Annotated in this window: 11 protein-coding genes; 3 read left to right on the top strand and 8 right to left on the bottom strand. The window is 71.5% G+C overall.

Annotated elements, in window-relative coordinates:
• Nucleotides 1–394: 394 nt before the first annotated feature.
• Entirely contained in the window at nucleotides 395–1,066 is a 672-nt protein-coding gene (locus RV983_RS14220; protein ID WP_475986161.1) for an aggregation-promoting factor C-terminal-like domain-containing protein, read from the top strand.
• A 137-nt stretch (nucleotides 1,067–1,203) separates the two neighbouring features.
• Complete coding sequence (locus RV983_RS14215; RefSeq protein WP_475986160.1) at nucleotides 1,204–2,553, top strand: AI-2E family transporter; 1,350 nt, start codon at nucleotides 1,204–1,206, stop codon at nucleotides 2,551–2,553.
• Between the two features lie 67 nt (nucleotides 2,554–2,620).
• On the opposite strand, the gene ahpD is transcribed toward RV983_RS14215, so the two are convergent.
• Together ahpD and RV983_RS14205 are read right to left on the bottom strand one after the other, a co-directional pair.
• A complete protein-coding gene (gene ahpD / locus RV983_RS14210) occupies nucleotides 2,621–3,169 on the bottom strand; it encodes an alkylhydroperoxidase, AhpD family (RefSeq protein WP_475986159.1) in 549 nt (182 codons plus the stop codon).
• A 2-nt stretch (nucleotides 3,170–3,171) separates the two neighbouring features.
• On the bottom strand, nucleotides 3,172–3,726 hold the full coding sequence (locus RV983_RS14205) for a peroxiredoxin (protein WP_475986158.1): 555 nt from the start codon (nucleotides 3,724–3,726) through the stop codon (nucleotides 3,172–3,174).
• Between the two features lie 594 nt (nucleotides 3,727–4,320).
• Between RV983_RS14205 and RV983_RS14200 the strand changes: the two genes are divergently transcribed.
• Entirely contained in the window at nucleotides 4,321–5,223 is a 903-nt protein-coding gene (locus tag RV983_RS14200; protein WP_475986157.1) for a hydrogen peroxide-inducible genes activator, read from the top strand.
• A 17-nt stretch (nucleotides 5,224–5,240) separates the two neighbouring features.
• Here RV983_RS14200 and RV983_RS14195 read toward each other — a convergent pair whose 3' ends face one another.
• From RV983_RS14195 to RV983_RS14170, 6 genes are all read right to left on the bottom strand, one after another.
• The gene (locus RV983_RS14195; RefSeq protein WP_475986156.1) at nucleotides 5,241–7,643 is read right to left on the bottom strand and encodes an ABC transporter permease; all 2,403 of its coding nucleotides are present in this window, start codon (nucleotides 7,641–7,643) and stop codon (nucleotides 5,241–5,243) included.
• Nucleotides 7,640–8,326, bottom strand: a complete 687-nt coding sequence (locus RV983_RS14190) for an ABC transporter ATP-binding protein (protein WP_475986155.1) — start codon at nucleotides 8,324–8,326, stop codon at nucleotides 7,640–7,642. Before RV983_RS14190 ends, RV983_RS14195 begins: the two co-directional genes overlap by 4 nt.
• Complete coding sequence (locus tag RV983_RS14185) at nucleotides 8,323–8,844, bottom strand: PadR family transcriptional regulator (protein ID WP_475986154.1); 522 nt, start codon at nucleotides 8,842–8,844, stop codon at nucleotides 8,323–8,325. The genes RV983_RS14190 and RV983_RS14185 overlap by 4 nt, the downstream gene beginning before the upstream one ends.
• Nucleotides 8,845–9,012: 168 nt before the next feature.
• Nucleotides 9,013–10,461, bottom strand: coding sequence for a catalase (locus RV983_RS14180; RefSeq protein WP_475986153.1), 1,449 nt, complete (start codon nucleotides 10,459–10,461; stop codon nucleotides 9,013–9,015).
• Between the two features lie 162 nt (nucleotides 10,462–10,623).
• A complete protein-coding gene (locus RV983_RS14175; RefSeq protein ID WP_475990320.1) occupies nucleotides 10,624–12,618 on the bottom strand; it encodes an ATP-binding SpoIIE family protein phosphatase in 1,995 nt (664 codons plus the stop codon).
• Nucleotides 12,619–13,313: 695 nt separating this feature from the next.
• Nucleotides 13,314–14,000 carry a class I SAM-dependent DNA methyltransferase gene (locus RV983_RS14170; RefSeq protein WP_475986152.1) on the bottom strand — a complete coding sequence of 229 codons (687 nt, stop codon included), beginning with the start codon at nucleotides 13,998–14,000 and terminating at the stop codon, nucleotides 13,314–13,316.
• Between the last annotated feature and the right edge of the window lie 14 nt (nucleotides 14,001–14,014).

Below are 14,014 nucleotides of genomic sequence, written 5' to 3'. Positions count from 1 at the left end.
ACGGCAGTGGGACAACACCGCTAGGCTGCTGCGCCGCAAGGACGCAGCAGCCTAGCGGCGTCCGGGGCGGCTACTGGGGGGTACGAGAAAATTCCGTGGCCCACGTGCCGTGTGAGGTTTGACACCTGACAGGGAATTGCGTTGACGTGTGGGGCTAGGGCAGGCTGTCGGTTCTGTCAGGCCCTGCCCATGGCACACCCGTACCTACAAGCGTGCGGAACCCCAGAATTGAACAGCGTTCGCCGTGGGCCGCCCGAGCTGAATCAGCGGACTCCCGCCAGCAGGTGGGAGACCCACCGGGCCAGAAGCTTCTGTGACCGGTGCATGAAGAAGCCAGTGCGAGGGGCACGATCGCGTCCGTGAGGTCCAACGGGCGACGCTGGAAGGAAACCGTGTGAGCCGGATCTCGGTCCGGGGATTCGCGGTGGCTTCGGCCACTGCGGTCACCACCGTGGGCGCTGTCGTCGGTGTCGCCTCTGGTAGCGAGCAGCCGGGCCTGCAGCCCGTCGCCGCCACCGACGCGATGACCGTTCTCGCGGACATACCCGCGGGACAGCAGGTTCAGCAGGCATCGCTGACGCAGCAGGTGCAGGCACAGACGGACGCCGCCGACGCGACCGCGAGGAAGGCCGCCGAGGAGTCTGCCCGCAAGCAGGCCGCCAAGGACGCCGCCGCCCGCAAGGACGCCGAGAAGAAGGCCGAGGAGCAGCGGAAGCAGGAAGCCGCCTCCCGTGCCGCCGAGCGCGCCGCCCTCGTCGTGAAGGCCTCCTACTCCACCGCCGAGGTCCAGGCGATGGCGCAGGGGATCATCGGCGACTCCAGCCAGTTCCAGTGCTTCTCCAACATCGTCACTCGCGAGAGCGGCTGGAACTACACCGCGACGAACTCCTCTTCCGGTGCGTACGGCCTCGTCCAGGCCCTGCCCGGTTCCAAGATGGTCACCGCGGGCGCCGACTGGCAGACCAACCCGGGCACCCAGATCAAGTGGGGCCTCAACTACATGAACAGCCGCTACGGCAGCCCGTGCGGCGCCTGGACCTTCTGGCAGAACAACCACTGGTACTAGGCGATTCGCCTGGTACCTCCCGGTACCGCCGCAAAGCTCCGCCGAGCCCCTGACCCCCTATGTGGGGTCGGGGGCTTTGTGCGCGTACGGTGGTGCGGTCGGAAAGGCCGCGGGGGGCGGGGGACAGGGGTACAACGATGTCGGAGAAGCGCCAGTGGGGCGCCGGTCTGGCCGCCGAAGTGGCCAGGCTGGCGGGCCGGTTGGAGGAGCAGCGCAGGGCCGCCGCCGAGAAGGCGCGCGCGGAGGCGCGCGCCGAGACCCGCCGTCAGGAGGAACAGGCCGCTGCCGCGCGCCGGTCCGTGCCCCGCGGCGCGGGCCCCGGCGACCCGGTCGCCCAGGTGCCGTGGAGCATGCGCGTCGCCGCCGAGGCCGGCTGGCGGCTGCTGGTGCTGGCCGGCACCGTCTGGGTGCTGATGCGGGTGATCGGCACGATCCAGCTGGTGGTGCTGGCCTTTGTGGCCGCGCTGCTGATCACCGCGCTGCTGCAGCCCTTCGTGGGCCGGCTGAAGCGGCTGGGGGTGCCGCGCGGAGTGGCCACCGCCATCGTCTTCATCGGCGGCTTCGTGGTGATGGGCCTGGTCGGCTGGTTCGTGGTCTGGCAGGTCATGGAGAACGTCGACAACCTCTCCAGCAGCCTCCAGGACGGCATCAACGAGCTGAAGCGCTGGCTGCTCAACAGCCCGTTCCATGTGACCGAGGATCAGATCAACCAGATCGCCTCGAACCTCCAGGACGCGATCGGCACCAACTCCAAGGCGCTCACCGACGCCGGGCTCCAGGGCGTCACCGTCGTCGTGGAACTGCTCACCGGCATCCTGCTGGCGATGTTCAGCACGCTCTTCCTGCTCTACGACGGCCGCAACATCTGGAACTGGTGCCTCAAGCTCTTCCCCGTGGCCGCCCGCGACGGACTGGGCGGGGCCGGCCCGCGCGCCTGGCGCACCCTCACCCTCTATGTGCGCGGCACGGTGATCGTCGCGCTGATCGACGCCATATTCATCGGTATCGGCATCTACTTCCTCGGGGTGCCGATGGCGGTGCCGCTCGCCGTCATCATCTTCCTGGCGGCGTTCGTGCCGCTGGTGGGCGCGGTGGCCTCGGGTGCGATCGCGATGGTCGTGTCGCTGGTGACACAGGGGCCGTTCACCGCGCTGATGGTGCTGGTCGTCGTGCTGGCGGTGCAGCAGATCGAGGGCCACATCCTCCAGCCGTTCATCCTCGGCCGGGCCGTGCGGGTGCACCCGCTGGGCGTGATCCTCTCCGTCGCCGCCGGATCGCTCATCGCCGGGATCGGCGGCGCGGTGGTGGCCGTGCCCCTGGTCGCGGTCACCAACGCCGTTGTGGTCCACCTGCGGGCCAACTCCCGGGAGACGTCGGCGCTGTCCGCCGAGGGCGAAGCCGGGGAAGGAACGCAGAGCGCCACTGACGGGACCGTCCCCGCGGCCGCGCACGGAGTCCCCGGCCCCGCCCCGGAGCAGGGCGTCTGAGCCGCCTTCGGCCGGCAGCCGACGGGCCCGGCCGCCCGCAAGGGTGGCCGGGCCCGTCGGGTACGCGTCACGCGCCGGCGAGGACCGCCTCGGCGTCCAGCGTCGCGGCGACGGCCTGCACAACGGCGGCGATCTTGAACGCCTCCTGGACCGTCTCGCGCTCGACTCCCGCCGTGCGGAGCACCTGCTCGTGGGAGTCCAGGCACATCCCGCAGCCGTTGATCGCCGAGACCGCCAGCGACCACAGCTCGAAGTCGGTCTTCTCGACGCCCGGGTTGCCGATGACGTTCATCCGCAGACCGGCCCGCAGGTTGCCGTACTCCGGGTCCGACAGCAGGTGCCGGGTCCGGTAGTAGACGTTGTTCATCGCCATGACGGCGGCGGCGGCCTTCGCGGCCTGGTACGCCTCGGGCGTGAGGTTCTCGCGGGCCTCCGGCTCCAGCGCGCGCAGCACGATCGCCGAGCGGGAGGCGATGGCGGTGGCCAGCACCGTACCCCACAGCTGCTGCCGCGTGAGCAGGCCCGCGTCCTCGGCGTTGCCGATCACGGAGCCCAGGTTGAGCTTGAGGTCCTTGGCGTAGTCCGGCAGCGCGGACTTCAGCTCAGCGAGCGACACGGTCACTCACCGGCCAGCAGCTTGACGACGTCGAGGGTCTCGTCGCCCTTCTTCCAGTTGCAGGGGCACAGCTCGTCCGTCTGCAGCGCGTCGAGGACCCGCAGGACCTCCTTGGGGTTACGGCCGACGGAGCCGGCGGTCACCATGACGAACTGGATCTCGTTGTTCGGGTCGACGACGAAGGTCGCGCGCTGGGCGACGCCGTCCTCGCCGAGGATGCCGAGGTCGGCGCAGAGCTCGCGCTTGATGTCGGACATCATCGGGAACGGCAGGTCGCGCAGGTCGTCGTGGTCCTTGCGCCAGGCGTGGTGCACGAACTCGGAGTCCACGGAGAAGCCGAGGATCTGCGCGTCGCGGTCGGCGAACTCGTCGTTCAGCTTGCCGAACGCCGCGATCTCCGTGGGGCAGACGAAGGTGAAGTCCTTCGGCCACGCGAAGTAGACCTTCCACTTGCCCTCGTACGACTTGTGGTCGATCTGGGCGAAGGCCTTCTCGGGGTCGAGGTCGACACAGGCGGTCAGTTCGAACTCGGGGAACTTGTCACCGACGGTGAGCACGCGTACTCCTTGTGAGGGTAGGGAGCCGGCTGCGGGGTGGCCGCACGGTCCCATGGGCTGGTCGCGATCACCCTGCCACAAGCCCATTGATCAGTGAAATCGTCCCAGCGGGTCACATTGATCGGTTGCGCTTATCGGCTCGGTGCTTCGCGGGCGGGCGCTGCGGACAGTGACGGCCGTCGTACGAGGCCTGGACGGTCCGGGACGAGGCGGAGCGGCCGCCTCCCGGCGACCGCGGCACCGCAGTCCCGGCGAACGGCTCCCTGAGTCCGACGTCCCGGCGCCTACTCACGCCGGAGACAGCGGCACCGCCGTACGGACCGGGTGTCGGCTGCTCCGGCACGCCTCCCGTCTTCCGGATCGAGGTGCGCGTCGACGCGACAGGGAGCCCGGCGGACGCGTCGGTACCGGTGCCCGTCTCCGGTGCGCACACGGAGTTCCCGGTGACCGCCCACAGTCCACGCCTGGTCGACTGAGGCGGCGGGGCGGCCCGGACGGCTCCGGTCCGCTTGCGCGGCTAAACTGTGCGGCCGTTGATAGGAGACGGTTATCAGTACTCAGCGCGTAACCCGGCGCCAGCCCAGTCTGTCCCAGTTGCGGGCCTTCGCGGCCGTAGCCGAGCACCTGCACTTCCGGGACGCGGCCGCCGCGATCGGGACCAGCCAGCCGGCCCTGTCGGGCGCGCTGGCCGCGCTGGAGGAGGCGCTCGGCGTGGTGCTGGTCGAGCGCACCACCCGCAAGGTGCTGCTGACCTCGGCGGGTGAGCGGGTCGCGGTGCGGGCGCGGGCGGTGCTGGAGGCGGTGGGCGACCTCCAGGACGAGGCGGACGCGGCGCGGGCCCCGTTCACGGGCGTGCTGCGGCTCGGGGTGATCCCGACCGTCGCGCCCTACCTCCTGCCGAGCGTGTTGCGGCTGGTGCACGGCGCGTATCCCGACCTCGATCTTCAGGTGCACGAGGAGCAGACCGCCTCCCTGCTGGAGGGCCTGGCGGCCGGACGGCTGGACCTGCTGATGCTCGCGGTGCCCCTGGCCGCGCCGGGCGTGGTCGAACTGCCGCTCTTCGATGAGGACTTCGTCCTGGTGACGCCCAGCGACCACTGGCTGGCCGGACGCGTGGACCTGCCCCGCGAGACGCTGCGCGAGCTGGATCTGCTGCTCCTGGACGAGGGCCACTGCCTGCGCGACCAGGCGCTCGACGTCTGCCGGGAGGCCGGCCGCACGGAGGGCGCGGTCGCGACGACCAGCGCCGCAGGGCTGTCCACGCTGGTGCAGCTGGTGGCCGGCGGGCTCGGGGTGACCCTGCTGCCGCGCACCGCGGTGACGGTGGAGACGGGGCGCAGCGCGGACCTCGCGACGGGCTACTTCGCGCACCCGGCGCCGTCGCGGCGCATCGCCCTGGCAATGCGCACGGGCACCGCGCGCGCGGAGGAGTTCGAGGCGTTCGCCTCCGCGCTGCGCGGTGCCCTCAAGCCGTTGCCGGTGCGGTTCGCCTGCTGAACCGCACCGGCCGGGCGTCACTCCGTGCGCAGTCCGTCCGGGCGCATCATGCGCCACAACGGCGGCAGGCTGAGCAGGGTCACCACCAGGACGACCCCCGCGGCGATGCCGCTCATGGTGGCGACGCTGCCCCAGGCGAAGTGCAGCGGCGCGTTGACCATCTTCAGCAGGGCCGCGCCGAGCCCGACACCGCCGATCACGGCCAGGACGAGACCGAGCCCGATCGGGAGCGCGGTCTGCCACAGCACGGACAGCCCGAGCACCGAGCGCCGGGTGCCGAAGGCGACCAGGACCGCCAGCAGCTTCCTGCGTTCGCGCAGTTGCTCCAGCATCGAGACGAGCAGGCTCGCGCCGATGAGAGCCAGGGTGGCGGCGGCACCGATGAGCAGACCGCGCCGGATGGTGGCGAACTTCTTGTTCTCGTTCGTTCCCTGCAGCTGGTAGATGTCGCCGTCGAGTGGATCGAGGCGGACGGAGGTGTTGCGCGCCTGCTCGAACGCGTCCGGCGCGTGCGGGTCGGTCCGCAGCATGATCCTGACGTCGGGGCTGTGCAGCATTGCCACGTCCAGGGCCCGGGGGGTGGCGAGCACGCCCCACTCCTGGTTGCCCTCCGGGGAGGTGCGCGAGGTCACCCGGTGCGCTCCGGCCGGCACGGTCCACAGCTCGGGCGTGCCGGTGTAGTGGTCCCCCAGGGGCGTGTTGAGGTCTACCGCGCGCCCCGCCCGTACGAACGCGTCGATGTCGCCGTAGCCGTTCGGGTCGTCGGCGAGGAACACGTCGCCGTCCTTGCAGCCGGGGCCGGTGTTCACCAGTTCGCGCAGCGTGGCGCAGTCGGCGACCAGGACCGGCACCGACGGCATGTCGGTCGTGGCCTTCTTGGTGGAGGTGTCCGCCGGTACGGCGCTCGAGGAGACGATGCCGAGGGCGGCGCGCACGCCCGGGGTGGCGGCGAAGGCCTGCTCGGCCCGCTGGGCCTCGGCGCCGTTGGTGACCTGCGTGGTGGCCACCATCTGGGCCCGGTGCGGGTCCTTGCCGCTGTCGGTGACGAAGTCGGACTGGATTCCGGTGAAGAGGGTCTGCAGGGCGATCGCCCCCGCCACCGCGGCCGTCACGCCGCTGACCATGCGGGCCGAGGCGCCGCTGTTGAGCTGGATCCGGCGGGTGGCCAGCTGCCAGGGCACCGGGCCGCCGCGGAACCGGCCGACGACCGCCTCGACCACCCAGGGCAGCAGGGCGGTCAGCCCCACGAGTAGCAGGACCGTGCCGGCGGCCACCTGGTACGAGTTGACCTCGCTCTCCTGGCTGATCGCGCCGAAGAGCGGAGCCAGCAGCCCGATGCCGGCCAGCGGGATCAGCAGCCGCCACCACAACCGGCGGCGGCGCGCCGTGGCGTTGCGCACGACACCGAGCGGCTCGACCGCGATGCCGCGCATGGCCAGCAGGGTCACGGCGACCGCCGCGGTGGGCACCGCCAGGGCCACGAGCAGGGCGAGGCCTGCGCCGGGCGTGATGTCGGAGGGGAAGACGCTGAGGTCGTACAGCGTCACGTCGTTTGCGAACTGCCGGGTGCCCAGGAACAGCGCGGCACCGACGGCAAGTCCGAGCAGTGAGCCGAACAGCGCCTCCCCGGCCGCGATCCGCCGGGTCATCCGGCTGTCCGCGCCCACCAGTCGCAGCGCGGCCAGTCTGCGGTCCCGTCGTTCACCGCCGAAGCGGACGGCGCTGCCGATGAAGACCGCCACCGGAAGCAGCAGCACCACGAAGATGATGATCACCAGAAGGCTGAGGATCCCGCCGAGCGGATCCGACCCGGTGGTGCCGCGTCCGAAGTACGGGATGCGGGTGGCGTTCCCGGTACCCGCGTTGTCACCGGTGCCCCAGGCGACGAGTTTGTCGCTGCCGGCGTAGTAGGTCAGTTCCGCCGGTCCGACCAGGCCCTTGTCGCCGATGGTGCCGGTGATCCGGTAGTCCAGGCGCTCGCGCAGCAGCTTGCTGCCAGGCTTGTCGAGCAGGCGCTTCAGAGCGGGGGAGACCACCATCTCGCCGGGGGCGGGCATCGCCTTGACACCGGGCGGCAGCACGGGCCGGTCGCCGTCGGCCTTCAGGAGCAGGCCCCGGATGTCGTCGTCGTGGAAGGTGGTGTCCATCTCGGCGTACAGCACGGTGCTCGCGCTGACCTTGGGCGGGTCGTGGAACCAGGAGTAGTCCCGTTCGTAGCCGCGGTCGTTGCGGGCACCCAGCATCGCCGGGACGGATGCGGCCACCAGCAGCAGTGCCACGCCGAGGCCGACGCCGACGGCGGTCAGCACGGTGCGGGTCCAGCCCTCGCGGCCGCCGGTGGTGGCGAAGCGGAAGCCCAGGCCCACGTCGCGGACCCAGCCGGACAGGAGGCCGCCCCGTGTTTCGGTTCCGGAACTCATGCCACCCGCTCCATGTCCCGCGACTTGCCGTCGCGGACGACGACCTCGCGGTCGGAGTACGCGGCGACCCGCGCCTCGTGGGTGACCAGGACGACGGCGGCGTTGGTGTCGCGGGCCGCGTCGGTCAGCAGGCGCATCACCCGCTCGCCGTTGAGGGAGTCCAGGGCACCGGTCGGCTCGTCGGCGTAGACCACCCGCGGGCCGGTGACCAGCGAACGGGCCACCGCGACCCGCTGGCCCTGACCGCCGGAGACCTCGCCGGGCCGCTTGCCGGTCAGGTCGTCGACCTCCAGCCGGGCCATCCACTCCGTGGCACGGGCCTCGGCCTCCTTGCGCTTGACGCCGTTCAGGCGCAGCGGCAGCGCCACGTTCTCCACGCAGGTCAGCTCGGGAACGAGCTGGCCGAACTGGAAGACGAAGCCGAACTCGCCGCGGCGCAGCGCGCTGCGCTCGGCGTCGCTCATCACGGTCAGGTCCCCTCCCCGGTAGAGCACCTGGCCGGAGTCCGGCCGCACGATGCCGGCCAGGCAGTGCAGCAGCGTCGACTTGCCGGAGCCGGACGGCCCCATCACGGCGACGACCTCGCCGGCGCGTATGCCGAAGTCGGCGCCGTCCAGTGCCGGGGTCGGCCCGTACGCCTTGTGCAGGTCGACGGCCTCCAGCAGCAGGTCCGTGGTGGTCATGCGAGTGCCTCCGCGAGTCGGTCCAGTCGTGCCGTGGTGAGTTCCAGCCACCGGAGGTCCGCCTCGAGGTGGAACAGGGCGTGGTCGCAGACCAGCTGGTCCGCGAGATCGCCGTCGCGCTTGCGCACGGTCAGCTCCCGCATCAGGCGAAGGTGCTCCGAGCGCTGGGTGTCCAGCAGGTCCGCGGCGCTGCGCCCGGTCAGCAGGGCGAGGACGACCTTGGTGTACAGGGTGCTCTGCAGGTAGGGCTCGGGCTTCTCCGGCTCCGCGAGCCACTTGCCCACGTCGGTGATCCCGGCGTCGGTGATCGCGTACCGCTTGCGCTCCGGGCCGCCGCCGGTCTCGATGCCGTCGACCTCGACGAGCCCGTTCTTCAGCAGCCGCGCCATGGTCGAGTAGACCTGGCCGTAGTGCAGCGGACGGTCGTGGCCGAACTTGTCGTCGAATTCCCGCTTCAGGTCGTACCCGTGGCGAGGGCCGGACTCCAGGAGCCCGAGCAGGGTGTGGCCGATACTCATGCGGAGGACTCTACATGAGGGGTATACCTGCGGTGTATAGATCTTGTGCATAGTGACGAGGGTGTGACAGAACCTGCTCTGAACAGGCATTTCACGAGAACGCAGACACGATGCAGCCCCGGGGCACGGACGGACATCACGTGCGCCGGGGCTGCGATCAGGAGGAGGTCACAAGCCGTTGACGTTGGCGGCGATGCGGTCGCCGACCTCCTTGTCGATGTTGCGCCAGTACTGGACCGCGCGCTCCAGGACGGGTGCGCTGACCCCGTTCTTCAGGTGCCCGGAGACATTGGAGACCAGCCGGTCGCGCTGGGCGTCGTCCAGGACCTGCCGGACCATGGTCCCGGCCTGGCCGAAGTCGTCGTCCTCGCGGTGCAGCTTGTAGGGCTCGTGCACCATGTTGCCCGCGACCTCCCAGCCGGCCGGGTCGCCGAAGCGCTGGACGTCGGCCTCGGGCCCGCCGAAGGAGTTCGGCGCGTACGGGGCCGCGGTGCGCGACGGCTCGTAGCGCATCGGGCCGTCCTTCGCGTAGGAGCGGACCTCGGTGTGCGCACGGTTCGGCGGCAGCTGCGCGTAGTTGGGGCCGATCCGGTAGCGGTGGGTGTCCGCGTACGAGAACAGCCGGCCGAGGAGCATCTTGTCCGGGGAGGGGCCGATGCCGGGCACCATGTTGTTGGGCTCGAAAGCGGCCTGCTCGATGTGGATGAAGTAGTCCTCGGGGTTCTTGTTGAGCGTCATCCGCCCGACCTCGATCAGCGGGTAGTCGCCGTGCGGCCACACCTTGGTCAGGTCGAAGGGGTTGAACCGGTAGTCGGCCGCGTCGTCGAACGGCATGATCTGCATGTACAGCGTCCACGAGGGGTGATCGCCGCGCTCGATGGCCTGGTACAGGTCACGGCGGTGCAGATCGCCGTCGGCGCCCGCGTAGTGGTCGGCCTCCTCCTGGGTGAGGAAGTCGATCCCCTGGTCGGTCTTGAAGTGGTACTTGACCCAGAACCGCTCGCCGCCGCCGTTGACCCACATATAGGTGTGGGAGCTGTAGCCGTTCATGTGGCGGTACGACTTGGGCACGCCGCGGTCGCCCATCAGCCACGTGACCATGTGCGCGGACTCCGGGGACAGCGTCCAGAAGTCCCACTGCATGTTGTTGTCGCGCAGCGAACTGTCGCGGCGGCGCTTCTGGCTGCGGATGAAGTCCTGGAACTTCATCGCGTCGCGCACGAAGAAGACCGGCGTATTGTTGCCGACCATGTCGTAGTTGCCGAACTCGGTGTAGAACTTCAGCGCGAAGCCGCGCGGGTCGCGCCAGGTGTCGGGGCTGCCCAGCTCGCCGGCGACCGTCGAGAAGCGGGCCAGCATCTCCGTTCGCCGCCCCGGCTGGAAGAGGTCGGCCTTGGTGAACTGGCTGACGTCGTTCGTCACCTCGAAGACGCCGTACGCGCCCGAACCCTTGGCGTGCACCACGCGCTCCGGAACCCGCTCGCGGTTGAACTGCGCCATCTTCTCGATCAGGTAGTGATCCTGAAGGAGGACGGGCCCGTCCGAGCCCACCGTGAGCGAATGGGCATCGCTCTCCACCGGAATCCCGGCGTTGTTGGTGGTGTAAGGGGTGCTCATGTGAATGTGTCCTCCCGTCGATCTTCGGAAGAGTCCGTCGGGGGCTCCTGGTCGCTCACGACCACACAAACACTGAATCACCGGCTCGGCACGCCGGGCAATGCCTTCCGGCGGCCGTTCTGGACAAAGTCCAGAAATAAATCCGTTACGGACACGGAGCGTCTAGCGCTGGACACCGCCCGGAATACCCATTTCGAACCAGACCACCTTTCCGGCACTCAGCCGGGTCGCTCCCCACCGCTGGGCCATCCGGTTGACCAGGTACAGCCCACGGCCGCCCTCGTCCTGCGGCTGGGCGTGGCGCATCCGCGGCAGCGTCGGGGCGTCGTCGCCCACCTCGCAGCGCAGCACGTCCGTGCGGAGCAGCCGCAGGGTGATGGGCCGTTCGGCGTACCGCACCGCATTGGTGACCACCTCGCTGACCAGCAGCTCGGTCGCCTCCGCCAGCGATTCCAGCCCCCAGCGGTTCAGCGCCTGGCGCACCAGCCGCCGGGCCCGGCCCGCGGTCTGGGCGCGCGGCTCGAGGAACCAGTACGCCACGTCGCGCGGCGCGATGCCGTCGAAACGGGCGGCGAGCAGCGCGATGTCGTCGTCCCGGTCGCCCGGGCCGACGATCTCCAGCACCTCGTCGCAGAGCGGCTCCAGCGGCGGCGGGCACATCACCGCCGCGGCGGTCTGCAGCCGCTCGCGCAGCATCTCGATGCCGCCCCAGACGTCCCGCGCCCGGGACTCCACCAGGCCGTCGGTGTACAGCAGCAGCGTCGCCCCGGCCGGGGCGGGCAGCTCGACCGCCTCGAACGGCACGCCGCCCACGCCGATCGGCGCGCCCGGCGGCACGCGCAGCACCTCGGCCAGTCCGTCGGCGTGCAGCAGCACCGGCGGGGGATGACCGGCGTTGGCGATGGTCACCCGGTGCGCGATCGGGTCGTAGACCGCGTAGATGCAGGTGGCCATGCGGTCCTGGCCGAGTCGCTGCGCCTGCTCGTCCAGGTGGTAGAGGACCTCCTGCGGCGACAGGTCCAGTCCGGCCAGGGTCTGCACGGTGGTCCGCAGCTGCCCCATGATCGCCGCCGAGGTCATGGAGTGGCCCATGACGTCACCGACGACCAGCGCCACCCGGCTGCCGGGCAGCGGGATCGCGTCGTACCAGTCGCCGCCCACCCGGGCGGACTCGGCGGCCGGCAGATAGCGGCTGGCGAGCCGCACCCCGGTCGGCTCCGGCAGGGAGTCCGGCAGCATCTCGCGCTGCAGGGAGTCGGCGATCGACGCCTCGCGGTCGTAGAGCACCGCTTTGTCGACGCCGAGCGCGGTGTGGGTGGCCAACTGCGCGGCCACCAGCAGGTCGTCGGGGTCGAAGGGGGTGCGCTCAGGGCGGCGCAGCAGCACCGTCGCGCCGATCACCCGGCGGCGGCCGCGCAGCGGGGCCAGGATGGCGCGCCGGCCGGTCGGGAGGTCCAACGTGTCGCCGGACCCCGCGTCCGGGCAGCCGCCCACCAGTTCCAGGAGCGCGGCCGAGGCCTGCGGACTGTCGGAGAAGATCGGGCGCACCCCGCGCAGCACCTCCGCCAGCGGACCGTCCAGCGCGACGTTCACGACCTCGGGGGCGGCGCCGTACTCACCCTCGGTGGACGGCACGACCGGCATCATCAGGCCCTCGACGGGCTGCTCGGTGTCGTCCGGCACCCGGTCGGTCCGGCGCAGCCGCAGCACGAGCGGGCCCGAGGGACGCTCGTCGCCGACCGGCAGCGGGTCACGCAGATAGACCAGGATCGCGTCGGCGAAGGCCGGCACCGTCGAGCGGCACAGGCCCAGCACGATCTCGTCCAGGTCCAGGCCGCGGGCGATGCGGCGGGTGGCCGCGCCGACGTAGCGCAGCCGTTCGGCCTCGGCCTGCCCGGCCCGGCCGCGGTTCTGCGGGCCGACCTTCTTCAGCGGGCGGCCGGCGGTGGAGTCGTCGTCGACCGGGTGGCCGTCGGGCCGGGCGCCGGGGCCGCCGGTCCGGCCGCCCGAACGGGCGGCGGGGACGCCGGTGTCCGGCATCCGCGGACGAGTGCGCGGCTCGCCGCCCTCGGGCTGCGCGGGACCGGCGGAGCCGGGCGTGCCCGGGGTGCCGGCGGCGGCGGAGGTGCGGCGGCCGGGCTCGACCGGTGCGGCCATGGCGGTGGCCGCCCGCAGGTCGTGCGTGGAGGGCCCGTCCCATGGCTTACCGGCGGACTCCTCGCCGGGGGAACCGGGCAGGCGCGGATGCGTGGACTGCCGGTCCGGGGCGGACTCGGCGGCGGTGCCCGCGATCACGTGCTGGACGCCGGTGGGGGCCTCCCCGGCCACCACGCGGACGGCCTGACGGTCTCTCACCTCGGCGGATCTGCGGTCGGGACGGGTGCCGCGAGTGCCGCGGCGGCCGGTCCGGCCGGCCTTGGCGGGTGCGCCGGCCTCGCCGCCCGACTGCCGCTGGGTGGGCGGTACGGGCTGGAGGGACGGCGTGCCGGGGTCGCTCCCGGCAGTACCACCGGCGGCGGCGCGCTGGGCCGCGCCTCCGGTGCCGCCGCGCCGGGGCCGCCGGGGACGGCCGGAGGACGGCCCGGCCGGGGTGGAGGAGGGGACGGGGGCCTGGTCCTGTGACGGCTGCCCCGCGCCGGGCGAGGACGTGCCGGCCTCACCGGCCGCCGCGCCGTCCGGGGTCAGCCGGAAACCGGTCCGCGGATCGGGGACCGGCTCGGGGTCGCCCGGACGTGCCGGGCCGGCCGCTGTCGCCTGGGCGGCGGCCTGCTCAGAAATGCGCTCCGTGCTCACGCTGGTCGTTCCATCCGGTCGGGTGCGTCACGTGCGGGGCACGTGGCGGGGCGGCCGCGTCAGGCGGGTCGGCGGCAGTGCAGGAAGAGTTGCTCCTCCGGCGGCACTTCTGTGGTGTGCGGCGCGTAGGCGTACGACTCCTCCCTCAGGACCTCGAATCCTGCGTCGGTCACCATCTGGCGCAAATCATCCCGTAGATAACCCGATACCCGGATGGTGTTACCAAGGAACGGAATCGGGAAGTCATCCACATCGGCTTCTACCATCGAAAGAGTGAACAGCCCGCCAGGGACGAGTAGATCGCGCACGGCCCGCACGACCAGCGGAATCTCGGCGCGGGAGAGCATCAGCAGCGCGAAGAAGGCGGTGACCGCGTCGAAGCGCCCCAGATCGTGCCGGCCGCCCGCGGCGAAGAGGCCGCCGGGCCGCAGGTCGGCGATGTCGCCCTGGTGGAACGCGGCCGGCGGCACGTACTGGCGGGCCAGCGACAGCATGACGGGGGAGAGGTCGATTCCCGTCACCTCGTGCCCGGCGTCGGAGAGCTGACGGCAGGTCGGCAGTCCGGAGCCGCACCCCAGGTCCAGTACGCGGGAACCGGCAGGCAGCCGCGCCAGGAGCCACTCGCCGGCCGCGAGCTGTCCCTCCTTGTGCGGGAAGGCCTCGTCGTAACGGTCGCCTATGGCGTCGAAGGCCTCCGCCTGCCCGGTGCGGTCCAGCCGTATGTCCTCGTAGCCGCCGTCTCCCACAGCCTGGGCCTCCC

This window comes from Streptomyces sp. RLA123 (genome assembly GCF_056270165.1).
The sequence above is the reverse complement of the archived record's forward strand: the minus strand, read 5'-3'. Positions and strand labels throughout refer to the sequence as shown.

Coding starts and splice junctions, on each gene's coding strand:
- RV983_RS14180 (WP_475986153.1), bottom strand. CDS start 10,461: ATGAGCACCCCTTACACCACCAACAACGCCGGGATTCCGGTGGAGAGC.
- RV983_RS14175 (WP_475990320.1), bottom strand. CDS start 12,618: ATGGCCGCACCGGTCGAGCCCGGCCGCCGCACCTCCGCCGCCGCCGGC.
- RV983_RS14185 (WP_475986154.1), bottom strand. CDS start 8,844: ATGAGTATCGGCCACACCCTGCTCGGGCTCCTGGAGTCCGGCCCTCGC.
- RV983_RS14195 (WP_475986156.1), bottom strand. CDS start 7,643: ATGAGTTCCGGAACCGAAACACGGGGCGGCCTCCTGTCCGGCTGGGTC.
- RV983_RS14190 (WP_475986155.1), bottom strand. CDS start 8,326: ATGACCACCACGGACCTGCTGCTGGAGGCCGTCGACCTGCACAAGGCG.
- RV983_RS14215 (WP_475986160.1), top strand. CDS start 1,204: ATGTCGGAGAAGCGCCAGTGGGGCGCCGGTCTGGCCGCCGAAGTGGCC.